Origin of the sequence: Saccharopolyspora sp. NPDC047091 (assembly GCF_040643635.1) — a bacterium.
Lineage (GTDB): Bacteria > Actinomycetota > Actinomycetes > Mycobacteriales > Pseudonocardiaceae > Saccharopolyspora_C.
On record NZ_JBEYUS010000034.1, the window covers coordinates 22,616 to 47,563 of the forward strand.

Genomic DNA, 24,948 nt, shown 5'->3' on the forward strand with positions numbered 1-24,948 from the left:
CCGCTCCGCTAGTCGGCTCGGAGCATCCGGCGTTCGCGCACGGCTTCGGTGACGGGATGGCGCGCGCCGTAGACGCGCTCGTGGTCGGCCAGCACCCAGTCGAGCAGTGCGGCGGCGCCCGCCACATCGCCGCTGTCCCCGAGCGAGAGGGCGGCCAGTTCCCTGGTGCGCAGCGCGTCGGGATCGTCGGGTCCGGCGGTCGCGGCCCAGCCGAGCGCGGTCTCGCGGTACAGCTGTGCTGCGGCCGCCGCCTCCCCACCTCGAGCGCACCAGTAGGCGAGCCGCTCGTGCGCGGCGAGCTCCTGCGCGGTGCGCGGGCGCGGGCGCGGGTACGTCTGGACCGGGATTCCCCGCGCGGCGGCCAGCGACGCAGCGCCTGCCACGTCGCCGCTGTTGCCTCGGTGCTCCACGACGACGGACCAGGCGTCGAGCGCCCGCAGGTGCGTCGCTCCGAACAACGCGGTGCTCCGCTCCGCCCAGTCTTCGAACGCCTGCACCGCCTCGGCTCGGTCACCGGCAGCATCGAGGTTGATCGCGATGGACAGGCTGTGGTGCGCGATCTCGTTCCGATCAGGGAAGCTGCTCCGCCCCTTCGAGTCGAGGACTCGGCGGTGCACCTCGGCTGCCGCGGCGTGGTTCCCGTTGCGGGCGTGCCAGTACGCGAGCCGGTCGAGCAACCGGATCACGTCCCGGTTACGGGCGCCGAGCAAGTCCTCCGCCACTGCGGTCGCTTCCAGGAGAGCCGACGCCGCTCCGGCGGGATCCCCGGCCAATCCGTGCCATTCGGCCGCGACGCCTCGGGCGACCACGGCGTTGCCCGGGCCGCGATCGACCTCCAGGGCGGCGACGACCCCGTCGAGCGTGGCGGCCGCAGCGGCAGCGCTGCCAGGGGTCCCGCGGGTTCCCGGCGCGGGCTCGTCGAGGTCCGGGTGGTCCGGACCGAACGCGTCCACCCGGACCACCGCGAGTTCGTCGAATTCTGCAATCGCACGGCGCGGATCGCCGGCCGCGGCCCACATCTCCGCCAGGTCCCGGCGCACGCGCAGCGTGTCCGGGTGCGCCGCGCCGAGCACCCGTGTCGCGTCCCGTTCGAGCAACTCGAGGTCCGCCACCGCCGACGCGGGGTCCGATGTCGCGCCGCAGATCGCCCGCAGGTGCCGGACGTCCACTGTCTCCGGGTGGTCCGGGCCCGCGATGCTGCTGAGCCTGATCACCAGTTCGTCGTACGTGCGCCGGGCCGCGGCGAAGTCACCCGCGGCGGCCCACGACTGCGCGGCCGAGTCCGCGGCCCAGATCGTGCTGGACGCGATCGGGCCGTAAACCCGCGCGTGGTCGGCCGCGAGCGCCGCGTACTGCTCCGCTGCGCCGACCGCATCTCCGTTCGCGCGGCGCCACGTCGCCAGCGCCCCGTCCACGCCCAGCTTCGTCGGATCGTCGGCGTCGAGTGCACGCGCGCAGTCCACGGCGAGCTCTTCAGCGAGTTCCACCGCGCCCGCGGCATCCCCGGCCCAGCCGGTCCAGTCCACCAGTGCGTAGCGGGTGCGCAGCACGTCCGGATGATCCACCGCCTGGAAGGCGAGCTGTGCGTCCCGCACCCGCCGGTACTCCGCCGCGGCCGCCGCCGGATCTCCGCCCCAACCGCGGAACTGCGCGAGGCTCAGGTGGTACGGCGTCCGCCGCGGATCGTGTTCGTCGTACGCGGCGCAGACGTCGTCGAACAGTGCAGCGCTGGTCCGCACCGCCTCCTCGGATCGGCCCGCGGCGGACTGCCACCAGGCCAGCTCGCCGCGGAGTTCGAACGAGGCCGTCCCCGCCCAGTCGGCCTCGGCGGCGAGCCGCTCGGCCAGCGCGGTCAACCGGTCCGCCGCGGCGTGCGGGTCGCCGTTCTCCCCGAGCCGCACGGCCGCCTTCCGCTCGACGTGCACGGTCTGCACGTGCGCGGGGCCGACAGTGCGGGTGAGGTCGAACGCCAGCTGGTCGAGTTCCTGCTGCCCTCCCACCGGATCGCCGCACCAGCCTCGGAGATCCGCCGCGTAGTCGCGGGCCGCGAACGTCTGGTGGTGTTCCGTGCCGCATTCGCGCTCCAGCTCCCGGATCAGCTCCTGCTGCGCGGCGAGCGAGCCTGCGGAATCACCCGACGTGCACCGCAACCCCGCGATCTCCTGGGCCGCGAACACCGAATCGGCGTGCGCCGCGCCCAGCGCGCCGCGCAGCACCGGCAGCAGGCCGTCGAACTCCACCAGCGCGCCGGTGGTGTCGAACACCTCCCGGAGCCGGGCGGCGTGCAGTCGAACTCGCAGCGTGTCGGGGGCCGAGTGGCCGAGCGCGCGGGTGCGGTCGACGACCACCCGCGCCAGCAGCTCCAGGTTCTCCGCCGGATCTCCTCCCGGCACGCCCGCGAGGTCTTCGCGGCAGTCCGCAGTGACCGGATGTTCCGCGCCGAGTGCCGCTTCCGCCCGGGTGATCAGCTCGCTGAGCTCCGCCCGCGCCCGGTCCGGGTCCCCGTGGGTGAGCACGCCGATCCGGTGGCGGTGCACCTGAATTTCGGTCGCGCCCGGATCATCGGATTCCGGTGCTCGTTCGCTCAGCAGCGCGTCCCATTCGCCCTGCGCCGCCGCGGCATCGCCCAGCTCGTGCCGACGCCTCGCCACGTCCAGGGAAGCCGCGACGGTGTCCGGATGCCCGGGCCCGAGCCGACGTGACCGGGAGTCGCGGGCGTGCGCGGCGACCTCCACCGCTGCGGCGGCGGCACCGAGTCCGTCGAGGACGTCGAGCAGCGCTTCCCGGCATTCGACGGTCTGGTCGTGGTCGGGTCCGGGTTCGATGTTCGCTGCGGTCAGGACCGATTCCAGGGCGGCACGAGTGGCTTCCGGATCACGATCTCGTTCCGCGTCCGCCATGGTGCGCAGCAACTTGGTCGAGAGGTCATCGGGGCCGCGCAGGTCGGTGCACCGCGTCGCCATCCGGCGGAGGAAGTCCGCCTGAGCGGCGTCGAGCCCGTGGTCCCCGAGGCTCTGCACCACTTCCCCGACGGCGTCGTGCACCTCGGGCCGGATCAGGTGGTCTCCGACACCGAGCAGGAACTCGATGTTGGCCCGGAACATCCGATGCCCGGCGGCGTCCGCGTCGGCGACGATCTCGACGAGGCCGTCGGCGATCGTGGTGACGACCGGGCCTCGCTCCGCCTCCGGCAGGTCCTCCCACCGGACGCGGCGCGTACCCCGGTAGCACCGGATGATGTCTTGCTTCTCGGTGAGCAGCTCCAGGTCGCGCAGGACGCGGAGTGCCGCCGACACGTCGTTCGGGCTCGGGTCCACATCGGAGTCCTGGCGCAGGTAGCGCAGCACGGGCTCGCTGGTGATGAGTTCGACCGGGACCCCGTGGTCGTCGGTGGCGGACAGGAGGTCCGCCAGCCGGCTCGCGAGCGGATCCGTGCGGCTCGCGAGCGCGAGCGCGCTGCGCGTGGGGAAGGCGCTCGGCGAGCCGCCTTCGGCCTGGAACCGCTCGAAGTACTCCTGGTGGCCGATCGGGTTCTGCCGGAGGTAGGCGGCGATCATCGCGAGGGCGAGCGGGTCGTCGCCCCACGTCCGGGAGACGGCCGACATGTCGTCGCTCGCACCGCCGGCTCCCCGCGCTGTCAGGTGCCGCTCCGGATCGATCGGCCCGGGCAGCTCGATCGCCGTGACGTCGGGCAGCACCTCGGCGATCTCGTCCGGTCCGATCCGCGACGTGGCGAGCACTCGACCACCCGCAGGCGGGACCAGTCCTTCGAGGACCTCCGGGCTCGCGATGTCGTGCAACACCACCACCCAGCAGCAAGCGGATGCCGCCAGGTGCTCCAGGAAACGCACGGCATCCCGCTCCGGGCCACGACCGGAGCGCAGCCCCAGTTTCGCCGCCGCCGTCGCGTAGGTGGACAGGATCGATTCGCGCGATCCGGCCTCCACCCACACCAGCAGGTCCACCTTGCCGGTTATCCAGGCTCGCTCCACCTGGTCGACGACGGTGGCGGTCTTCCCGAATCCGTCGCCGTGGAACAGCGTCGTCCCCGCGGCCACGAGTCCCGGCTCGTCCGCCGCGACCATCGGCACGTACCCGACAGCTTCCGGTGGCACCGCGCCCACCCGCAGCCAGCGGTCCACTTCGAGAACATTCGCGCGCGCGTCCATCATCTCGCTCAACACCACACCCACCGGTCGTTCGGAACCCGGGCGATCTTGCCAATCGCCGCCCCGGCGCGGGGGCGAACCCACCCGAGGAGACGCACGCCACGGTGAGCTCCGCGGGTCGGCGGCTGATCCGCGCGCGCTGAAGGCGCCGGCACGGTGGTACCGGAAGCTGTCCTGACCCGGGCACATCACCCTGCCGACGGCCCCGCCCCGCACGCGCGCGGCCTTGCCCGGGCCGAGATCACGCCGGGTGCGGACGGTCTCCCACCGGCTCGCCCGGCGCCGTCGGCAGCGCACCCGGTCGGCCCTGTCGTGCCGTGCCTGCCGCCGACCATCATTCGAGCGGCACCGCTGGACGTCGGGACCGGCCCGATCGCGGCGGTCGCACGGCGGGGGAACGATGTCGCGGCGCACGCACGACGACGGCTGGTTCGAGGACGAACTCCAGGACGGATCGCCGATCCGCTACCGGATCCGCCTGGACCGGATCTCCGAGATACATCCGGACGCACTGAGAGTCCTGACCCTTGCGGCCGAGACCGAGGGCGTGCCGGTCGCCGACTACATCCGCCGCGTCGCCGAGATGCCGAAGCGGGAGCTGCACGTCTACCGGGACCAGGTCAGGCGCGGCGAAGGTGGCGACGGGCTGGCCCTGCGCTACGAGGCGTGGCTGGAAGCGCGCAGGACGGTCCACGACGACATGCAGTTCCTGTCGAAGGGCGCGAAGCCCGGCGACCCGCCGTTCTGGATCTGACCGCGACCCGCGACCCGAAGTCCGCACGCGCGCCGGAGCGGTGCGGCATGATCCGGTGCCATCGACATCGGAGGGGACATGGCGGACGGGCTGTTCGCGACGCTCACCGCGGCGTGGGGCAAGGAGGGCCGCACGGGGAAGCCGCATCCGGTGATCTGCCACCTGATCGACACGGCGGCGGTCGCCGAGCTGCTGTTCCCGGTGCTGCTGGGGCCGCGGGCGCGGACGGATCTGGAGCGCGCGCTGGCACCGCTCGGTGATCCGGTGGCGTGGGCGGCGGTGCTGTGCGGGCTGCACGACCTGGGGAAGATCTCGCCGAGCTTCCAGGTGCGGTGCTACGACATCGCCGTCGGACGGCTGGGACCGGCGGCGGTGCCCGATCTGGATCGGGTGGTCGAAGCGACCGTCCCGGGCAGGCGCCGGGAGCTCACGCACGACCGGGTCACCGCGGTGCACCTGGGAACCCGGTTGGCCGAGTGGGGCGCGGCGGCAGCGGGCGACGTGCTCGCCGAAGTGTTGGGCGGGCACCACGGTTGGGTGCCGGACTCCGACACGCGCAAGGAGTCCACCAGAATGCGCGCGCACGTCGGGAGCGCGCAGTGGTGGCGGTTGCGGGACGCGACGGCGGACCGGCTCGCGGAGCTGTGGGGCCTGCCGCCGCTCGCGGAGGCCCCGTGGCGGGAGACGAGCTGGACCTTGCCCGCGCAGATCGGCTTGGCCGGTCTCACGACGGTCAGCGACTGGATCGCCTCGGACCGCAAGCGGTTCCCGTGGCGGCCGGAGGTGCCGGACCTGGACGCCTACCACCGGGAATCGCGGCGGATCGCCCGGGAGCTCGTCGACGGTTTCGGCTGGACCCGGTGGCGCCCCGAGCGGATCGGGTTCACCGAGATGTTCGGCGTGCGGCCGCGCGGGTTGCAGCGGGCCGTGGCGCAGCTCGTCGCCTCCCGCACCCGGCCGGGCGTGCTGGTGATCGAGGCGCCCACCGGTGAGGGCAAGACGAAAGCGGGCATCCAGGCGGCGGCCGCGCTGGTGCGGCGGTTGGATCTGTCGGGCGTGTACGCGGCGATGCCGACCCGCGCCACCATCAAGTCCTGCTACGACGAGTTCAACGAGGTGCTGGCCCGCACGGGTTCCCCGTTGCGCGCGGTGCCCGCGCACGGGGACGGCTACCAGCAGGTGCGCGCCGAGCACCGGTGCGAGCCGTTCGACATCGGTGTGGACCACGAGGAGTCGTGGGAACTCCGCGCCGACGCCCGGGAGTGGTTCGCCCGGAAGCACGGCGTGCTGGCTCCCGTCGGCGTCGGCACCCTCGACCAGGCGTTGCAGGCGGTGGTCCGCTCCCGGCACACGTTCGTGCAGCTGACGGCCATGTCCGGCAAGGTCCTGCTGGTCGACGAGGTGCACTCGTTCACCACCTACACCTCGCGGCTGCTGGAGCGGCTGCTGTGGTGGTGCGGTCGGCTGGAGATCCCGGTGGTGCTGATGTCGGCGACGTTGACGGCGCGGCGGCGGGAACGGCTGCTCGCCGAGTGGCGCGCGGGCGCGCGGGTCGAGGCCGTCACCGGGCCGGAGCCGGTGGAGTCCGGCGACGGCTGGCAGCTGAACTGGGTGGATGCGCAGGAGCGGATCCCGCCGGTGCCGCTCGAATCCGACCAGCAGGAGCGGCAGGTGCAGGTCGTCGAGCTGGAGCGCGACGACCACTGCCGCTGGGTGCTCGACGAGCTCGGCGAGCGGGGCGCCGCGATGATCGTGCACAGCGTCGTATCCCAGGTCACGGCCACCGCCGACGAACTGCGGAGCCTCGACCCCGCCGCCGAGGTGATCACGTTGACCGGCCCGGACGAACGCCGCGCCGAGACCGAGCGGCGCCTGCACGCGCTCCTGGGCCCCGACGGCGACTGCCCCGGCCGGGTGATCGTGGTGGGCACCTCGGTGTTGGAGAACCTGGACCTGGACGTGGACGCGCTGGTCACCGACCTGTGCCCGATCGACCTGCTCGTCCAGCGCTTGGGCCGGCTGCACCGCCGGAAGCCGCGGGGCACGGCGAAGGTCGGCCTCACGGAGCTCGCGAGCGCACGAACCGCCGGTCGGCAGGAGATCCGCCTGCCCCGCGCCACCACGCACGTCCACGCGCCGCACCTGCTGCAGCTGACCGCGGGCGTCCTAGCGGGGCGCACGGGCATCACGCTGCCGACCGATGTCGGCGAACTGGTCCGCGCCGTCTACGAGAGCAGCCGGGAAACGACGGCGCTGGCGAAGCACGAGCACACCGAGACCAAGGCGCACTACCACGGCGAGGTGGTGTGCGTGCCGCGCAGCGACGAGGACGACGCCCTCCACGACCTCACCGAACGCCCCGGCAGCCGAACCCGGACCCGCAGCAAGAACCGGCGACCGGAGGAGCGATGAATCCCGACCACGAGTTCTCCCCGTTCCTGCCGGAGATCGCGCTGGTCCCGCTGTGGACGACGGCCGCCGGGCCGGTGACGGGACGCGGCACACCGGTGGACCTCGAATCCGCCGAGCTCGCGGTGGAGCTCGTCGCGGAGCTGGCGGGCTCGACGGTCCGGCTGGCCGTGCCGGAGGACCTGGAACCGGCGGCGTTCGCGGCGCTGGCGGACCTGCCGGTCCCGGACTGCTTCGCGTTCAGCGGCTGGCTCACCGAGCACCGCCCGCTGCTGCTCCAGGACGGGATCGCGGTGGTCGACGGGTGGCGGTTCGAGCACGATCCGGAGCACGGGCTGCTGGTGGCGCCCGAGGAGTCATCGAACTGATCTGAACTCCCTTCCGACTGTCTTCCCGGACAGTTGTTGAAAGTTTTCTTTTCGACTCCCGTTGTCCCTGATCAGCCATTTCCCGACACCCGAATGCGAGCGCGAGACCCCGGATTCGACTGTCGGTGGGCCTTGCTAACGTCCTTTCGATCGCGCCTCCGGGCCGTTCATCGACAGCCGTCCGACCCGCTCACACACCAGATCCCGCACTCGTGCGGATTTCGTTCGCGATTCCGCGCGCGCCTTCGACCACTCATTCCACAATGGAGGAAAAGTGCGCTTCGACCTGTTGACCGAACCGTGGTTTCCGGTGGTTCGCAGCGACGGCTCGGCCACGGAACTAGGTCTGGCCGAGGTGCTACTGCAAGCCCATGATCTGCGGTGGATCGAGGCCGAGGCCCCGGTGGTGACGGCCGCGCTGCACCGCCTGCTGTTAGCACTGGCGCACCGCGCGTACGGACCGCCGACCACGCGGCGGTGGGAATCGTTGTGGTCGGCGCGGGAGTTGCCGCGCGACGAACTGGAGAAGTACCAGCAGGATTTCGGCGACCGCTTCGACCTGTTCGGCCCGCGCCCGTTCCTGCAATGCCCGGGTCTCGCCGAGAAGGCGATGGGCTCGGCGAAGCAGCTGCTGATGCCGACGTCCTCCGGCAGCAATGCGACGTTGTTCCACCACACCACCTCGCGGGATCACGTGGAGGTTCCGGCGGCCGCGGCGGCCCGTTGGATGGTGGCCTTGCAGGCCTACGACACCGGCGGTTTGAAGACCCCGTTCCGCAAGGACAAGTCGTCCAAGTGCGCCGTGTGCAACCAGTTCGGCGCCGTCGTCGTCGAGGGCGCCACGCTCAAGGAGACCTTGCTGCTGAACCTGCAGGTGTACGCGCCTGGGCGCGGCAAACCGCCCGGGACCACCGAGCACGACCGTCCGCAGTGGGAGCTCGACGAGCCGCCGAGACCGGATCCGGAGATGAGCCGGATTCCGCGCGGCTGGACCGACGTGCTCACCTGGCCGTCCCGCCGGATCCTGCTGCGCGCCGTGGACCGGGGCGGCGAGCCGTACGTGGACCGTGCGGTGATCACTCCCGGCGACCGGTTCACCGAGAAGCTGCACGAAGCGGAGCACCAGGCCGCGTTCCGGCAGCCGATGAAGCAGAACAAGAAGAAGGAGTGGAAGCCGGACGGCGAACCGCGGCCGATCCGGCTGGAGGAGCTGCGCGGTGCGTGGCGGTACTGCCGGGAACTGCTGCTGGCCGCGCCACCGGAGAACCCGCGGCACCGCCCGACGGTGCTCGACCACGTGGCCGCGAACGCGCCGGAGGACGCGGTTTACACGCTGCGGATCTACGGGCAGGCCCTCGGTGCCAAAGCCGCGGTGGTGCACACCTGGTTGCAGGAGTCCGTTCCGGCACCGGTTCCGCTGCTGCGAGCGGACGAATCCGACGACCGCGTCGGACCGCTGCTCGGGCTGGCCGCGGACCTGGCGGACAACATCGGCTGGGCGCTGGAGCGGATGGAGAAGAAGTACGAGGCGGCGTTCGCGCTCGAAAAGGAGCACGCCGAACGCCGCAGCGCACTCGCACAGTGGTACTGGCCGGAGCTGTCGGCCCCGTTCGGGGTGGTGCTGCGCGATGTCGGTGTCGCGCTCGCCACCGAGCACCCGAGTCCGGCCGCCGCGCAGCGGGCGCTGTTCGACCCGTTCGAGCAGTGGGCGCAGTGCGTGCGGCGGATCTCGGAACAGGCGGTGCGGACCTGGGTGTGGAACCTGCCGCGGGAGTCGGGGCGGCAGCTGCTCGCGCTGGCCGAACCGGAGTCGTGGTTCCACGCCCACTCGGAGCGGTTGTACCGCGAATACCGGACCGACCGCGACGCCACCTGGGACTCGGGACAGGAGAACGATGAGTGATGACGTGCAGGACGCCCGCCGGGCGTTCATCCGGGACGTGTACCGGCTCGGCGACGACCTCGCGGACGACGTCGGGGGGACGCGGGCGACGCTCGCGGAGCTGCGCCGCGCCTTGGCCGGCGATCTGCGCCCGGCGGCGCTGGAACTGGTGCACCGGCACGAGCCGCCGGAGCGGGAAGAGCGGTTCTGGCTGCTGACGGCGGGACTCTACGCGATCAACCCGGTGAACCCGGCCAGGCGCTACCCCATCGGAGAGGCGTTGGGGCGGCTGGAGAGCAAGGACTCCGCGGAGGCTCGGCTGCGCCAGCTGCTGTCGACTTCCGCGGAAGGGCTGGTGCACTACGCCCGCCAGGCCGTGCAGCTCGTCGGCGCGCACGACCTCGCGGTGGACCTCCACCCCCTCCTCACCGATTTGATCACGCTGCAGAGCGCTCGGGCGCACAGCGAAGGCGCCTACCAGGTCCGCATGCGGTGGGCGCGCGATTTCCACCGCGGCAGGCATGCCACCACGACCTCCACCGAAGGGACAGATCAGTGATCATCGAGTTGCACCTGCTCCAGTCGTTCCCGGTCAGCAACCTCAACCGGGACGACGTCGGCCAGCCGAAATCGGTGACGTTCGGCGGTGTCCAACGTGGACGGATCTCCAGCCAGTGCTTGAAGCGGTCGGCGCGCGGCGAGTTTCCCAAGTACGGGTTGGACGTGTCGGAGACGGGGTTGCGCACGAAGCGCCTGCTGGCGGATGCGGCGCGGAAGATGGACGGGTTGGACGGCGATGCCGACCCCGATCCGGGGACCGCGGATGTGGTGCGGGAGGCGCTGTACGAGCTCGGGTTCGGCGTCGCGAAGCGGGACTTGACCCAGTACCTGCTGTTCGTGGGCCGGGAGGCGGGTGCGGAGCTCGCCAAGTTCGCCGGGGAGCACCGGGAGGCGTTCGCCGACCGGGCCGCGAAGCGCACCAAGGCGGTGGAGAACGCGAAGGATGCTGCGGCGGCGAAGAAGGCGCAGGAGAAGCTGCCGAAGGTCAAGCCCAGCAAGGAGAGCCTCCAGCGGGCGCGGGACATCCTGAACGCGCGCCGGGTCGCCGACGTGGCGCTGTTCGGCCGGATGATCGCCGACAACAAGGACTTCAACGTGGACGCCGCTTCCCAAGTGGCGCACGCGTTGTCCACCCACCCGGTGGTCACCGAGTTCGACTACTACACCGCGGTCGACGACTTGCAGCCGGATGACGAGTCGGGTGCGGACATGATCGGCACGGTGGACTTCAACGCGGCCTGCTACTACCGCTACGCAAACCTCGACGTCGCGAAGCTGTCGGAGAACCTCGACGGGGACGCGGAACTCGCCGGGCGCGCGGCGAACGCCTGGCTGCGGGCGTTCATCTCGGCCACGCCGAGCGGCAAGCAGAACTCGACCGCGGCCCGCACCACCCCGGAGACGTTGCTGACGGTGGTGCGCGAGCACGGCGCGTGGAACCTGGCGAACGCGTTCCTGAACCCGGTGCGCGGCGAGGACGTGCTGGTGAAGTCGACCGATCGGATGATCGAGCACTTCAACCGGCTGCGCGGTTTCTACGACGAGGAGCCGATCCGCGCCGTCACCGGGGCGGCGGTCACCGGTTCGCTGGACCTGGCCGAGTCGGAGCAGGCGGCGTCGGTCGGCGAGCTGGTGCGCCGCACGCTCGCCGGGGCACTGGGGTGATCCGGTGAGCGAGGCGACTTTGGCGCTGCGCATCGACGCGCCCATGCAGTCCTGGGGTGTGCGGTCCCGGTTCACCGGCCGGGACACCGCCGCGGAGCCCACCAAATCGGGGGTCGTCGGCCTGTTGGCGTCGGCCTGCGGGGTGGCGCGGGACGACACCGCGCGGATCGCGGAGCTCGCCGCGCTGCGGATGGGTGTCCGGGTGGACCGGGAAGGCTTGGTGGAGCGGGACTTCCACACCGCGTCGAACGTCCCACAATCGGACGGCACGTCGCCGCGGACGGTGCTCAGCGAGCGCTACTACTTGGCGGACGCGCTGTTCCTGGTGGCGCTGCACGGGAAGACGGACCTGATCGCGGAGCTGGCCGAGGCGGTGCGGCGTCCGCGGTGGCCGTTGTTCTTCGGCCGCAAGGCTTTCGTGCCCGCCAGCCCGCTCATCGGCACCGACGGGCACAGCACCCGCCGCGGCACCGGCGTCGTCGAGCAGCCGCTGCTGGAGGTGTTGGAAACCCACCCGTGGCTGGAGAACCGGTTCGAGCAGCGCCACCAGGTGTCCCCCGCCGACGGCGCGGAGCTGCTGCGCACCGTCGTCGACGTGCCTGCCTCCGACCCGGAGGCCGAGCTGCGCCACGACCACCCGCTGTCGTTCGCGAACGACGACCGGCGGTTCGAGTCGCGCACGGTCCGCGTCGGGCACGTGGTGCTCACCGAAGCGATGAAAGGGGCCGAGGCGTGTTCCTGAGCAGGCTGGAGGTCGACGTCACCTCGCGGGCGTTCCGCCGCGACTACGCCGACGTGCACGACATGCACCGCACGGTGCTGTCCGCTTTCCCCGCGCTGCCACCGGAATTGCAGGCGCGGGAGGAACACGGGGTGCTGTGGCGGCTGGACAACGCCGGGCGCGGGTACGTGCTGTACGTGCAGAGCCGCACTCACCCCGACTGGGCGGTGCTGCCGGACGGCTACCTGCGCGCTCGCGCCCAGGTGCGCTGCCTGCAACCCGTGTCGGACGCGATCTGCGCAGGCCGCAGTTTCGCGTTCCGGCTGGTGGCGAGCCCGACCCGCAGCATCCACCCCGACGGCGGCGTCCCCGGACACCGCGGCCGCGGCAAGCGGGTGCCGGTGCGCACTCCCGAGCGGCAGCTGGATTGGCTCGCCGCGCAAGGAGAACGGCACGGCTTCCGCATCCCCGGCACCTCGCACGGCCCGGATGTGGCGCCCACGCCTAGCCCGCAACTGGTCGGCCGCAAGAAGGCCGCCGACGGGGGTGACGGGCGCCGGAAGATCACGATCTCCCCGGTCCGCTTCGACGGCCACCTCGACGTGGTCGACCCCGAAGCCTTCACCGCTGCCCTGCACAACGGCATCGGCCGAGCCAAGGCCTACGGCTGCGGCCTCCTCACCCTCGCCCCGACCCGAGCCACGGCATGACACCGACCCAGTGTCCGATTTTTGGCCAACACCCCTAACAAAAACCCAGCTCGCAAAGGGTAAGCCCCGCGCATGCGGGGATGGGCCGTACTGTCCGGTCGCCTCGGTTGCGGCGGAGCGGTAAGCCCCGCGCATGCGGGGATGGCCCGTGATCCCGCCACCACACGCTCATGCCGGTGGCGTAAGCCCCGCGCATGCGGGGATGGGCCGCCAGCGAAGGCGCCCGGCTCGACCGGGTCCTGGTAAGCCCCGCGCACGCGGGGATGGGCCGGAGATGTCCCGTCTCCGAAAGCTGATCAACGTGTAAGCCCCGCGCATGCGGGGATGGGCCGCCCGCGATCTCCGCCGCCGTCATCGTCCGCAAGTAAGCCCCGCGCATGCGGGGCGTGTTGATGGCCGATCAGAGTTTTCGGAGGCCTTCCAGTACTCGGGCGTAGAGGGTCGTCACCGGGGCTGTGTCGGGCTGGAGGTGGCCGGTCAGGTGGCGGGTGTAGCCGGTGCGGCCTGGTTTCGCGAGGTCTCCCGGGCGCGGCCGGTTCGGTGCGGCTCGTGGTGGTTCCTTCATCCGGGTTCCCGAGATCGTGGGTGGATCCTGGCCCAGTGGCGGGCTTTTCGGGCTACGTCGTTGTCGTCGATCCAGGGCTGGGTGACGACGACGGTGTCGATGAGCGCGTGATCGCCGCGCTCACCTCGTCGGTCGCCCCGGTGCACGGTGAACACCGGATCGGGCCGTCCCCACCGCACGGTGATGTCCCGTTCCGGGAGGTAGTGCCAGGCGCAGGGCAACCCGTAGGACCTGAGCATCATGGGATTTCCTCAGCAGGCGAAGGGAAAGCGAGGGGCCCGGCCGCACGATCTCGGGGGAAGGGGTGGATCGTGCGGCCGGGCGTGTCCGGGCGGCGCTCGGGGAAGCACGCCGTCCGGCCCGCGACCGGCACCCGCCGAGGGGCACTAGCGAGCACCGGTCCACCCGGCCGGGGTCGGGGCACACCCGGCCGGGACTCTCAACGACTCAGCAGCAGCCGATCAAGCGGAAATGTCGACCAGGTGAGTGGCCCATTCGCCCAACGAGACTGGGCGGGTGGGCCATTCACCTTGAGCCTGCGATGCGTGTTCATCGCGGTTATCTCCTCGCACCAATGGGGTTCGGACGGGTGATCGGTATCCGGACGGCTGAAGGAATCGCCTGTGCCCGGATCGGGGTCTTGCCTCGGAGTTCGATCACCTCGAAGCTTGGAACCATAGTGAAGTGAAACTCTCACTCACGCAACGACTCGATAGTGGGACATCCGTTTCATCCAAGGAGGGTGCAGTAGTGGAAGAACCGCCCCGTACGCTGCTGGTCGACGCGGCAACCGAGGTCGAGGAGTTCGTGGTGGAGCGTGTGAGCCCGACAGTGCGGCTGCGCAAGGTGGTTCGCCGCCTGCTGGCGTGGCGCGAGGCCGCCGGGATGCGCCAGGACGACGTCGCCGCCGCGTTGCAGTGGTCCAAGGCGAAGGTCAGCCGCTTCGAGAACGCCGACCAGATCCCCGGTCCGGCCGAAGTCCTCGCGCTCGCCGCGATCTACGGCGTCAACGACGCCGAACGGGATCAGTACGTCGCCTTGGCACTGCAAGCCCGCCAGCGCGGCTGGTGGCAGAGCTACGGCGACAGCCTGGCGAACAACTTCAGCGAGTACGTCGGGCTCGAAGCGGAAGCCGACCACGTCCACGAGTTCGCCATCGACCTGATCCCGGGGCTGCTCCAGACCGACGGGTACGCCAGCGCGCTCGTCCAGGCTTGGGTTCCTCGCGCGGACGACTCGGTAGCCCGCGATCGCGCAAATCTCCGCGCAGAACGCCAGAAGGGCCTCCTCGGCGACGAACCCGTCTCGGTGCGAGCCGTGATCAATGAAGCCGCATTGCGCCAGCAGGTGGGGAGCGCCGAGGTCATGCAGGAACAGCTCGGGCATCTCGTCGAGATGTCGAAGCTGCCTAACATCGAGATTCAGGCGCTGCCCTTCGCAGCAGGAGCAACCCCGGCGATGGGATCGCCTTTCATCATCTTGGGCTTCGCCGCGGCGGAAGACCCGGATGTCGCCTTCTCCGAGCACCTGACCGGATGCGTCTACGTGGAGGACCCGGACGCGGTGGAGTCGTATAGCCTGAACTTCGGCGCTCTACAGGACAAAGCGCTGTCCCCGGCGGCGTCGAAGGAGTTCATCGAGTCGATCGCCGGGGAGCTGCGAGCACGATAGGGAGCGGAGCATGAACGCCCCGGACTTCAGCCAGGCGCCGTGGCGCAAGAGCACGAGGAGCAACGGCGGGGGCGGAGCCTGCGTCGAGATCGCCTCGATCCCGGGTCTGACCGGTGTCCGAGACAGCAAACTCGGCGAGACCAGTCCGGTACTGCCCTTCGGCGACGGCACTTGGTCGACGTTCCTCGATTCGGTCAAGAGCGGCGCCTTCGACCGCTGATCGCTTCGGGCAGGCCCATCCGGAATGTCCCGGGTGGGCCTCGCCAACCCAGAACTCGGCACGCCTGGGGACGCCGTAGAACAACCGAGAGTCCTGCGACCAGAGGAGTTCACGTGACCCAGCTGAACACGCGTGCTTCGGACGACCACGGCTCAGCGGACGCGGTGTGGCGCAAGAGCTCCTACAGCACCCCGAACGGCCAGTGCGTCGAAGTAGCGGCTGCCCCCGGCCGCACCGCCGTCCGAGACGGCAAGCTCGGCGACCGGAGTCCGCTGCTCCCCTTCCCCACCCGCACCTGGACCACATTCCTCACCGACCTCAAAACGGGCACCTACGACCGCTGACCCCAACCCGGCGGACACCCACCCACCGAATGAAAACGCACATCCCGCCACACAAAACCCCAGCTCAAAAAGGGTAAGCCCCGCGCACGCGGGGATGGACCGCTGATCTCCTCGAACCCCGTCAGTGACCTCTCGTAAGCCCCGCGCACGCGGGGATGGACCAGTAGCGGAGGTAGCAGAGGTAGCACTTATTCAGTAAGCCCCGCGCACGCGGGGATGGACCGGCGCCTTGGACAGCCTGTCCGCCAGGGTGTCGGTAAGCCCCGCGCACGCGGGGATGGACCCTTCGCATCATGGCCGACGACCCGGCCGAGCTCGTAAGCCCCGCGCACGCGGGGATGGACCGTCGGGAGTCGGTCGCGGAACGCCCCGGGTCGCGTAAGCCCCGCGCACGCGGGGATGGACCCGACTGGAGGTGGTCGTCGTCGATGACCATTGCGTAAGCCCCGCGCACGCGGGGATGGACCCTCAGGCGTCACCGCCGCGGTCGGTCGCCCGGCGTAAGCCCCGCGCACGCGGGGATGGACCGTCACATCCCCGTACCCACGAGAGGTCGTTGTAGTAAGCCCCGCGCACGCGGGGATGTACCGACGGTGACTTGCCCGGTGTGCGGGCGCACGGAGTAAGCCCCGCGCACGCAGGGACGGATCTCCATTCGCCTTACATGGAGCCGGTTTCGCGGGACTCTGTCAGGTGAGTGGCCCGTTGGGCCGGTGTGGTCGGGCGGGTGGGCCGTTCACCTGGGGTGGGGCGCTCGGGAGCGGTGGTAAGAAATTCGGTTTCGCGGGTGGGTGGGCGCTGTTACGGTGCTGGTCGGTGGCCGGATCGCGGCCTGTGGTGAGGAGTGGTCGACGTGCTGGGCGAGGACGACATCTCCGGGTGAGGCCCGGTTCGAGACCCGGTTGAACCGTGGTTCGAGGCTTGGGTGGAAGCCCGGTCGAGACCCGGTTGGAGCCGGAGTGCTCTGCCCCTCCCCCTGCCCTGGTCGGGCGGTTCGGAGGGCTTGTCGTCGTACCCCACCACTGTTCGTTCCCCGGGCCGCCGCCCCGTGCTCCCCCGACTCACCAGTCCGCCCTGGCTCACCGGTTTGCACCGACTCACCGGTTTCCCATGGCTCGCCGGTGTTCGCGAGGCCGGAAGCACGGTTGCGGTGCGCCCGCCTGACGCGGGAGAGCTCGCCATGGCCGATGCGTTGATCACCTGTTCCCACCTCACCTTCTCCTGGCCGGACGACACGCCGGTGTTCGACGACCTGTCGTGCACGGCGGGTCCGGGCCGCACCGGGCTGGTCGCGCCGAACGGTGCGGGCAAGAGCACGTTGCTGCGGCTGATCGCCGGGGAGCTGATCCCTCGCTCCGGGACCGCCACCGCGCACGGCGTGGTCGGCTACCTGCCGCAAACCCTGCCGTTGCGCGGTGATCGCACGGTCGCGGAGGTGCTGGAGATCGCACCGGTGCTGCGCGCGCTGCGGGCCATCGAGGCGGGCGACGTGGACGAGACGCACTTCGCGGTCGTCGGCTCGGACTGGGACGTCGAGGAACGCGCCCGCGCCGAGCTGGGGCGCCTCGGGCTCGGCGACATCGCGCTGGACCGGACGCTGCGCACCTGCAGCGGCGGGCAGGCGGTGGCGATCGGGCTCGCCGCGCAGCTGCTCAAGCAGCCGGACGTGCTGCTGCTGGACGAGCCGACGAACAACCTCGACCGGGACGCGCGCGACCGGCTGCACCGGGTGCTCGCCGAGTTCGGCGGCTGCCTGCTGCTGGTCAGCCACGACCGGGAGCTGCTGGACCGGATGGACCGCATCGCCGAGCTCGATCGCGGCGAGATCCGGTGGTACGGCGGGAACTTCACCGCCTACGAGCAGGCGCGGCTCGCCGAACGCGACGTCGCCGAGCGGAACGTGCGCAACGCCGAACAGGAACTGAAGCGCGAGAAGCGGGAACGGCAGCAGGCCCGCGAGCGCGCCGACCGGCGGGCGAGCAACGCGGCCCGCAACGCCGACTCCGCGGGGCTGCCGAAGATCCTCGCCGGGGCGCGCAAGCGCCGCGCGCAGGAATCCGCGGGCCGCGCCGACGACACCCACGGGCAGCGCGTCGACGACGCCCGCCGCAGGCTCGACGAGGCGAACCGGGCGGTGCGCGAGGACGACGTGCTCGCGCTGTCGCTTCCCGACACGCGCGTCCCCGCCGGGCGAACCTTGTTCCACGGCACCGGAATCCGGCTGGACCTCGGTGGCCGCGCGCTGTTCGGCGACGGCATCGACCTCGCCATCCGCGGTCCCGAGCGCATCGCGCTCACCGGTGGCAACGGCTCCGGGAAGTCGACGCTGCTGCGGCTGATCAGCGGCGACCTCGTGCCGGACGGCGGGGAGATCACCCGGTTCGACGGGCGGATCGCGTCCCTGTCGCAGCGGCTCGACCTGCTCGACCTGGACCGCTCCACCGCCGAGAACCTGCGGGACGCCGCCCCGGAACTGCCGCGGACCCGGTTCATGCACGTGCTCGCGCGATTCCTGTTCGCCGGCGACCGGATGCACCTGCCCGTCGGCGCGCTCTCCGGCGGGGAACGGCTGCGCGCCACCCTGGCGTGCGTGCTGTGCGCGGAACCGGCGCCGCAACTGCTGCTGCTCGACGAACCCACCAACAACCTCGACCTGGTCAGCACCGGGCAGCTCGTCGAAGCCCTCACCGCCTACGAAGGGGCGCTGGTGGTGGTCAGCCACGACGAGCGCTTCCTCGCCGACATCCACGTGCCGCGGCGGCTGCACCTGTCCGGTGGCGAACTGCGCGACACCGGCGGGAGTTGACCCGCAGCGCCCGGAGGCGCGGTGGAAATGTCCCGCTGGAATGTGGAAAGCGAAGCGGAGCGGGAAATCACCGCGCCACCCGCGCGGAGGTCACTCCGGAGCAGGAATTTCATTACCCGTTGGGGCGTACCCGGGTATCGCCGGTTCGCGTAACGTGGACATAACTGGGAAACCGGCGAATTCCGGACGCATCGATGGGGAGATGCGCGCTGCCCGGAATCGCGGAGCACGACGCACTTGACCGGCCACACCCCGGCCGCTCCGAATCGCGACGAGAACACCCCCGCGAAAGCGGATCCCGTCCGGCGGGGAATACCACGGAGTGCTCGTTGCACTGCTCGGCCGCATCGTGCGAATTCGATGCGCCATGCCGATTCGGAGGAGGAAAGGTGCGGACCAGCGTTTCCGGCGACGAAACCACGCGGAATCCGATCGTGCTCATCGCGCACGGCGTCCCCGCCTACCGGTGCGGCCTCGCCCTCGGATTGCGGAACTCCGCGCCCGACGCGTTCGAGGTGCGCGAATCGACCCCGGCGGACGCGGCCGAGCGCACCGGCTGGGACGCCTGCCTCGTCGAAGTGCCGTGCCGCGACCTCTCCGCCCTCGCCGCGCTCCGCCGCGCCCGGCCGGACGGTGTGCTGATCGCGCTGCTCGACGCGGCCGGACCGGACGACTACCGGGCCGTGCTGCGCCTCGGCGCGGACGGCGCCGCCGCCCAGGACGCCGACCTCGACGAGATCATCTCGGTGCTGCGGCTGGCGCTGCGCGGCGACGTGCTGCTGCCCCGCGGCGTCGCCCGCGCCCTCTGCACCGGGCCGAGCCGGCCACCCGGCGCGGTGCAGCTCACCGGCGTCGACCGCGACCTGCTCACCCGGCTCGCGATGGGCAACCCCGTCGCCGACATCGCCAAGTCCACCGGCTACTCCGAACGGCAGATGTACCGGCTGGTGCGGGAGATCTACCACCGGCTCGGGTCCCGGAACCGCAGCGAAGCCATCGCCACGGCCACCCGGTGGGGCCTGATCACCGGCGAGGACGCCGATCCGGAACCCACCCCCCGGCCGCCACCGTGCGGCAGCAGGCGCTGACCACCGCTGAGCGAGCCGGCCCCGCGCGGTGTCGACACCCCGAGCCCGATCCGCCCGACGTCCCGGGCACCGCCGTCTCGTCCCGTCCGCGGCGCAGCCGCTGAGCACCGATCACCGGACCACCCGGCACCGGCGCGAGTGCTCAGCGGGATTCCCGCGCGGACAGTGTTTCCCGCGCAGCGGAGCGACCTGCGAAGAGTCCCCTCCCGTGGCGGAACCACCGGTGACAACGATCCCCGCAGCGAGAACGCCGCTGAGGTCGCCCACCCCCTGCGCAGAACGACCCGAGAAGAACCCGACCCGCGAGGAACGAATCCCGTGCGGAACGACCCGCACGGCGCGAACCCCGCGAGCGACGAAGGAGCCCCGTGCTACAAGCATTCCGATCCACCCGGCGCAGCGACGACGCGGACGACGACGAGATCCCCGAACCGGATCAGGCGGCCGCACCGGGACGTCGCGTCGGCGTCCGCGACCTCGTCCAGGTCGCGCGCGGGCACCAGCGCGCGATCGCGCTCGCCCTGGTGCTCTCCCTGCTGGGCGCCGCGCTCGGCCTGGTGCAGCCGCTGCTGGCCGGGCACGCCATCGACTCGTTCTCCCGGCAGCAGCCGTACCTGCTGCTGATCGGGCTGCTGGCCGTGGTGTTCCTCAGCGAAGCGGTGATCACCGCGCTCGCCGCCTACGCGCTGGAGCGCTCCGGCGAGGGCATCGTGCTGGGGCTGCGGCAGCGCGTGGTGCGCACCCTGCTGCGGCTGCCGATGCGCGGCTACGAGCAGCGCCGCCTCGGCGACCTGCTCTCCCGCACCACCAGCGACACCACCCTGCTGCGCGACACCCTCGCCTACGACCTGTCCGAGGTCGTCGTCGGCGTGTTCGTGGTGCTCGGCGGCACCGCCATGATGATCTGGCTGGACGCCGCCATGTTCCTCATCGTGCTGGCCATCATCGGCACCATCGGGGCGCTGACCACGTTGCTGCTCACCGGGATCCGCCGGTCCGTGGAGGACGCGCAGGACAGCCTCGGCGGCATGACCGCGGAACTGGAGCGGGCGCTCTCCGCGATCCGCACCGTGCGGGTGCTGCGCGCCGAAGACCGCGAGCAGGACCGCATCGGCGGCCTGGCGCGGCAGGTGTACCGGCAGAACCTCGGCGCGGCCAAGCGGGACGCGGTGGTGAACCCGGCGATGACGCTGGCCATGCACGCCTCGCTGATCGCGGTGCTCGTCGTCGGCGGCATCCGCGTGGTCAGCGGCGCGTCCTCGCTCGCCGACCTCGTCGGATTCCTGCTGTACGTCACCTACATCGCCGCGCCGATGGCGAACATCTTCGACGTGCTCGCCACCCTGCAACGCGGGATGGCCGCACTGCAACGGGTCGACGACGTCACCCGGATGCCAGTCGAGGAGGACCACGCGCCGATCACCGCGGTGCCGCGCGAACCGGTCGCCGCCGAGGTGCCCGCGGTGGAACTGCGCGACGTGTGGTTCGGCTACGAACCGGACCGGCCGGTGCTGCGCGGCGTCTCGTTCGCGGTGCCGCGCCACACGCACACCGCGCTGGTCGGGCCGTCCGGGGCCGGCAAGTCCACGATCTTCGCGCTGCTGGCCCGGTTCTACGACCAGGACCGCGGGGAGATCCTGCTCGACGGCCACGACACCCGGGAGCTGAGCCGCAGCGCATGCCGCGCGCAGCTCAGCCTCGTCGAGCAGCACTGCCCGATCATGCACGGCACGCTCGGCGAGAACATCGCCTACGGCCGCCCCGACGCCGAATCCGAGGAAGTCGAGCGGGTCGTGGCGCTGGCCGCGCTGGAACCGCTCGTGCGACGGCTGCCGCACGGCCTCGACACCCCCGTCGGCGACCACGGCGACCTGCTCTCCGGCGGGGAACGGCAGCGCGTCGCGCTCGCCAGGGCGCTGCTGCCCCGGCCGCGGCTGCTGCTGCTGGACGAACCGACCTCGCAGCTCGACAGCGCGAACGAGGCGGCGCTGACCGAGACCATCGCGAAGGTCTCCGCCGAGTGCACGCTGCTCGTCATCGCGCACCGGCCGTCCACCATCCGGTCCGCGGATTCCGTGGTGGCGCTGGAATCGGGCGAGATCGCGGCGAACGGCGCCGTGCGACCCGGGCGACCCGGGTGATCCGCCGATCTCCGCGAACCGAATCGGCTCGATCCACCCGATCTCCGCGATCGACCCGATCCGCTCGATCCCCGACCCGCTCGATCCACCAGCCTCGCCGGACCAGTCCGGCGAGGCTTTTCGCGCGCCCGGCGAGAATCGGATGCGGCGAATGGCGAAAATCCACCCGAACGAGATCAACACGACCACTCCGCGACACCGACCAGCCGGAACACCCATTCCCGACGGCAGCGCACGACAGTTCCTCGGCAGCCTTTTCCCGGCCCGCGACATGGTTTTCCACCCCACCCCGCGGATAACATCGGAATGCGTTGATCAGCGTGCACCACACCGAATCCGGGCAACACCGATTCCCAGGAGTGGCCATGTATTCCAAGCCCACCATCCTCAAGGTCGGCGAGTTCCAGAAGCTGACCCAGCACAGCCGTCCGGTGCGCAAGGACAAGGGACACCGCCGCCGCCCGCGGCACATCCTGCTCTGAGCAGCGGGCGCGAGCCGTGCGCACTGCGGCTCGCGCCACCCCTCGTCGACCCGGCTGGAGGCGCGCATCCCATGAACGGCGGCAACCCATGAACGGCGAATGGCTCGTGGTCCTGCCCGACCACCCCGAATCCGCCTCGATAGCCGACTCCCTGCACCCGGCCCGCCGGGTGCACCACCACTCGGGGCTGCCCTGGCTGGTCGGCGACTGGAATCCCGCGGACCTGCGGGTCGGCTCGGCCGGCGGCAGCAAGGTCGCGGCGCTCGGCGTGTGCGCGGCCGACACCGCGGAGCTGGACCGGATCGCGCGGCGCGCCGGCTCGGTCACCGACCTGGACCGGACCACGTTCGACGTCCCCGGCTGCTACCACCTGTTCGCCTCCGTCCGCGGCAAGGTCCGCGCGCAGGGCACCCTGTCCGGGCTGCGCAAGCTGATGCACACCCGGATCGGCGGGGTCACCGCCGCCGCCACCAGGGCCGACGTGCTCGGCCCGCTCGCCGGGGCCGCAGTGGACCCGCGGCGGCTGCTGCTGCGGCTGCTGCTGTCGGAGGTCGCGCTGCACACCGTCCACGCGCCGCTGTGGTCCGGGGTGCAGGCGGTCGACGAGGACGACTGCCTGGTGCTCGACGAACGCGGCCGCCCCCGGGTGCACCGCCGCTGGACGCCGCCACCGGCCGAACTCCCGCTGGCCGAGGCCGCCGTCGGGCTGCGCGACGCGCTGGACCGGGCAGTGCGGGCGCGCACCGGATCAGGGCTGGTGCTCAGCAGCGACCTCTCCGGCGGGCTGGACTCCACGACGCTGTGCTTCCTCGCCGCCCGCGAAGACCGGCCGCTGACCACGCTGACGACGCTGGCCGCCGACCTCGGCGACGACGACCCGGAATGGGCCGACCTGGCCGCCGAATCGCTGCCCCGCATCAACCGGCTGCAGTACGAGTTCGGCGAACTGCCCACGCACTACGAAGACCTGCTGGAACCCGGGCTGCCGTGGGATGAACCGTTCCCCGGCATCGAGGACCGCCGGACCTACCGGGCGCTGGCGGCGGAGCTCGGTGCGGCCGGATCGGAACTGCACCTCAGCGGCGACGGCGGGGACGAAGTGCTGCCCGGCGGATCGGCCGGGGTGTTCGACTTCCTGCTCCGCCACCCGTGGACCGCGTTCGCCCAGCTGCGCGGCTACCGCGCGCTGGAGCACTGGACGTGGGCCGACATCGCGCGGATGGCGTGGGAGCAACGGCGCACCTACCCGGCGTGGCTGGCGGACCGGGCGCGCACCGTGATCGCGTCCCCGCTGGACGACGAAGGGGCCTCGGCGCTGCTGCAGCTACCGCCGTGGGCGACGCCGGACGCGGTGGACGCGGTGCGGGACCTGCTGATCGCCGAAGCCGAGTCGGCGCGGGACGTGCCGTGGACCGAACACCACACGACCTGGGGCATCCGGCAGTGCGCCGGGCTGGTGCGCGGCACCGTGCCCGTCTACGCCGCCGAAGGCGTCCGGTTGTCCTCGCCGTACCTGGACGACGCCGTGATCGCCGCCTGCGCCGCGGCCCGGCCGCACGAACGCCGCTCGCCGTGGCGGTACAAGCCGCTGCTGGTGGAGGCGATGCGCGGGCTCGTCCCGGAACGATCGCTGCGGCGGTCCACGAAGGCGGAGGGCTCCAACCTGGAGCACAGCGGCATCCGGCGGAACGTCGCCGCGCTCGCCGCCCTGTGCGAGGACTCCCGGCTGGCCGCCCTCGGCCTGATCGATGCCGACCGGCTGCGGTCGGTGTGCACCGGCCTCCAGCTGCGGCTGTTCACCCCGTACGCGATGTCCACGACGTTCGGCTGCGAGCGCTGGCTGCGCGATCTCGAAGCGGAGACCGCACCGGAGCTCGTCGGGCAGGAGGTGTCCTGATGGGAGTGCGGTTGCACCACGAGGTGTCGATGGCGGGCACCGACGGAGGTTCGGTGCTGCTGGACCAGCGGTCCGGGGAGTACTGGCAGCTCAACGGATCCGCGGCGACCGCGCTGCGGATGCTGCTCGACGGCGCCGGGGAGCACGAGGTCGCGGCGGCGCTGATCGCCGACGGCCCGCCCGGTGACGTCGGCCTGGACGAAGCGTTGCGCGACGTGCGGGAGCTGACCGAACAGCTGACCGCGGCCCGGTTGGCGGTGCGCTCGTGAGCACCCCCGAAGCGCTGTTCCGCAGCGCCACCCGCCCGCCGCTGCGGGCCCGGCTGGCGGCACGGCTCGCCGTGGCCGTCGCGCTGGGCCTGTCCCGGTTGCCGCCGCGCCGGATTCGCGCGGTGCTCGCAGCGATCCGCGGCCGGGCCCGGCCCGCCGAGCACGACCGGGCGCTCGCGATCCGGCAGGCCGTGGTGGCGGTGAGCCTGACCTGCGCCGGCAAGGGCTGCCTGCCGCGGTCGATCGCCATCGCCCTGCTGTGCCGCTGCCGCGGGCAGTGGCCGACCTGGCGGGTGGGGGCGCGCACCGACCCGTTCGGCGCGCACGCCTGGGTCGAGGCCGAGGGCATCGCGGTCGGCGAGAACGCGAGCATCGACTCGTTCCACCCCCTGCTGACCGTCCCACCGCTGGTCCCCCAGGCGTGCGCCGGTTCCCCGACCGCTACGTCGCCCTCGGGCTGATCGGCACCGGACGTTCGCGGATTCGCCGCTGCCGCAGTGCGAACCGCACGTGCAGCGGAGGAGGAAATGCGCCCGTCCACGCGAACATTGCGCTGAACGACGGCACACGACCGGGCGATCCCGGAAGATCCCCCACCCCGATCCGGAGACCCGCGGGCGGCGCTCCGAAGACGTCGAGCGCCGCACCGGGGAACGTTCCACCGCACGATCACCGGGGTGACCCGTCGCCGTTGATCGCGCCACGTCCGGTGCCCGTCCAGCCGCCG

The 24,948-nt window shown here is 71.7% G+C and carries 20 protein-coding genes and 2 CRISPR repeat arrays; of the genes, 18 read left to right on the forward strand and 2 right to left on the reverse strand.

All coding sequences use genetic code 11. The features are described from left to right. Positions 1-8: 8 nt before the first annotated feature. Positions 9-4,193, reverse strand: a complete 4,185-nt coding sequence (locus tag ABZ805_RS16515) for a tetratricopeptide repeat protein (protein ID WP_358440492.1) — start codon at positions 4,191-4,193, stop codon at positions 9-11. Positions 4,194-4,569: 376 nt separating this feature from the next. Between ABZ805_RS16515 and ABZ805_RS16520 the strand changes: the two genes are divergently transcribed. From ABZ805_RS16520 to cas6e, 8 genes are all read left to right on the forward strand, one after another. Beyond that, entirely contained in the window at positions 4,570-4,923 is a 354-nt protein-coding gene (locus ABZ805_RS16520; protein WP_358440495.1) for a hypothetical protein, read from the forward strand. A 78-nt stretch (positions 4,924-5,001) separates the two neighbouring features. Further along, positions 5,002-7,335: a CRISPR-associated helicase Cas3' gene (gene cas3 / locus ABZ805_RS16525; RefSeq protein ID WP_358440498.1), complete on the forward strand. Its 2,334-nt coding sequence runs from the start codon at positions 5,002-5,004 to the stop codon at positions 7,333-7,335. Continuing rightward, entirely contained in the window at positions 7,332-7,700 is a 369-nt protein-coding gene (locus tag ABZ805_RS16530; protein WP_358440501.1) for a hypothetical protein, read from the forward strand. The genes cas3 and ABZ805_RS16530 overlap by 4 nt, the downstream gene beginning before the upstream one ends. 274 nt (positions 7,701-7,974) lie before the next feature. Further along, positions 7,975-9,603 carry a type I-E CRISPR-associated protein Cse1/CasA gene (gene casA, locus ABZ805_RS16535; RefSeq protein ID WP_358440504.1) on the forward strand — a complete coding sequence of 543 codons (1,629 nt, stop codon included), beginning with the start codon at positions 7,975-7,977 and terminating at the stop codon, positions 9,601-9,603. Next, on the forward strand, positions 9,596-10,141 hold the full coding sequence (gene casB / locus ABZ805_RS16540) for a type I-E CRISPR-associated protein Cse2/CasB (RefSeq protein WP_358440507.1): 546 nt from the start codon (positions 9,596-9,598) through the stop codon (positions 10,139-10,141). Before casA ends, casB begins: the two co-directional genes overlap by 8 nt. Continuing rightward, a complete protein-coding gene (gene cas7e / locus ABZ805_RS16545; RefSeq protein ID WP_358440510.1) occupies positions 10,138-11,307 on the forward strand; it encodes a type I-E CRISPR-associated protein Cas7/Cse4/CasC in 1,170 nt (389 codons plus the stop codon). The genes casB and cas7e overlap by 4 nt, the downstream gene beginning before the upstream one ends. 4 nt (positions 11,308-11,311) lie before the next feature. Then, positions 11,312-12,049: a type I-E CRISPR-associated protein Cas5/CasD gene (gene cas5e, locus ABZ805_RS16550; protein WP_358440514.1), complete on the forward strand. Its 738-nt coding sequence runs from the start codon at positions 11,312-11,314 to the stop codon at positions 12,047-12,049. Continuing rightward, positions 12,040-12,738 carry a type I-E CRISPR-associated protein Cas6/Cse3/CasE gene (cas6e, locus tag ABZ805_RS16555; protein ID WP_358440516.1) on the forward strand — a complete coding sequence of 233 codons (699 nt, stop codon included), beginning with the start codon at positions 12,040-12,042 and terminating at the stop codon, positions 12,736-12,738. The genes cas5e and cas6e overlap by 10 nt, the downstream gene beginning before the upstream one ends. A 59-nt stretch (positions 12,739-12,797) precedes the next feature. Then, a CRISPR array of direct repeats spans positions 12,798-13,127; the repeat unit is 25 nt; unit sequence GTAAGCCCCGCGCATGCGGGGATGG. 172 nt (positions 13,128-13,299) lie between these two features. Here the strand turns inward: cas6e and ABZ805_RS16560 are convergent. After that, positions 13,300-13,545, reverse strand: a complete 246-nt coding sequence (locus ABZ805_RS16560; RefSeq protein ID WP_358440519.1) for a hypothetical protein — start codon at positions 13,543-13,545, stop codon at positions 13,300-13,302. 508 nt (positions 13,546-14,053) lie between these two features. On the opposite strand from ABZ805_RS16560, the gene ABZ805_RS16565 reads away from it, so the two are divergent. The 10 genes from ABZ805_RS16565 (at position 14,054) to ABZ805_RS16610 (ending at position 24,682) form a co-directional block, all read left to right on the forward strand. After that, a complete protein-coding gene (locus ABZ805_RS16565; RefSeq protein WP_358440522.1) occupies positions 14,054-14,974 on the forward strand; it encodes a helix-turn-helix transcriptional regulator in 921 nt (306 codons plus the stop codon). A 10-nt stretch (positions 14,975-14,984) separates the two neighbouring features. After that, a complete protein-coding gene (locus ABZ805_RS16570) occupies positions 14,985-15,194 on the forward strand; it encodes a DUF397 domain-containing protein (protein ID WP_358440524.1) in 210 nt (69 codons plus the stop codon). Positions 15,195-15,307: 113 nt separating this feature from the next. Further along, complete coding sequence (locus tag ABZ805_RS16575) at positions 15,308-15,538, forward strand: DUF397 domain-containing protein (RefSeq protein WP_358440526.1); 231 nt, start codon at positions 15,308-15,310, stop codon at positions 15,536-15,538. Positions 15,539-15,611: 73 nt separating this feature from the next. Continuing rightward, positions 15,612-16,188: a CRISPR direct-repeat array (repeat unit 28 nt; unit sequence GTAAGCCCCGCGCACGCGGGGATGGACC). A gap of 530 nt (positions 16,189-16,718) precedes the next feature. Then, a complete protein-coding gene (locus tag ABZ805_RS16580; protein WP_358440528.1) occupies positions 16,719-18,344 on the forward strand; it encodes an ABC-F family ATP-binding cassette domain-containing protein in 1,626 nt (541 codons plus the stop codon). Positions 18,345-18,733: 389 nt separating this feature from the next. Continuing rightward, positions 18,734-19,432: a hypothetical protein gene (locus ABZ805_RS16585; RefSeq protein WP_358440531.1), complete on the forward strand. Its 699-nt coding sequence runs from the start codon at positions 18,734-18,736 to the stop codon at positions 19,430-19,432. Between the two features lie 368 nt (positions 19,433-19,800). Then, positions 19,801-21,573, forward strand: coding sequence for an ABC transporter ATP-binding protein (locus tag ABZ805_RS16590; RefSeq protein ID WP_358440534.1), 1,773 nt, complete (start codon positions 19,801-19,803; stop codon positions 21,571-21,573). A gap of 365 nt (positions 21,574-21,938) precedes the next feature. Beyond that, positions 21,939-22,055, forward strand: a complete 117-nt coding sequence (locus ABZ805_RS16595) for a lasso RiPP family leader peptide-containing protein (protein ID WP_224962311.1) — start codon at positions 21,939-21,941, stop codon at positions 22,053-22,055. An 88-nt stretch (positions 22,056-22,143) separates the two neighbouring features. Next, positions 22,144-23,952, forward strand: coding sequence for an asparagine synthase-related protein (locus tag ABZ805_RS16600; RefSeq protein WP_358440536.1), 1,809 nt, complete (start codon positions 22,144-22,146; stop codon positions 23,950-23,952). Beyond that, complete coding sequence (locus tag ABZ805_RS16605) at positions 23,952-24,221, forward strand: lasso peptide biosynthesis PqqD family chaperone (RefSeq protein ID WP_358440538.1); 270 nt, start codon at positions 23,952-23,954, stop codon at positions 24,219-24,221. Before ABZ805_RS16600 ends, ABZ805_RS16605 begins: the two co-directional genes overlap by 1 nt. After that, positions 24,218-24,682 (forward strand): lasso peptide biosynthesis B2 protein, encoded by a 465-nt coding sequence (locus ABZ805_RS16610; protein ID WP_358440541.1) that lies wholly within the window; start codon positions 24,218-24,220, stop codon positions 24,680-24,682. The genes ABZ805_RS16605 and ABZ805_RS16610 overlap by 4 nt, the downstream gene beginning before the upstream one ends. Positions 24,683-24,948 lie beyond the last annotated feature (266 nt).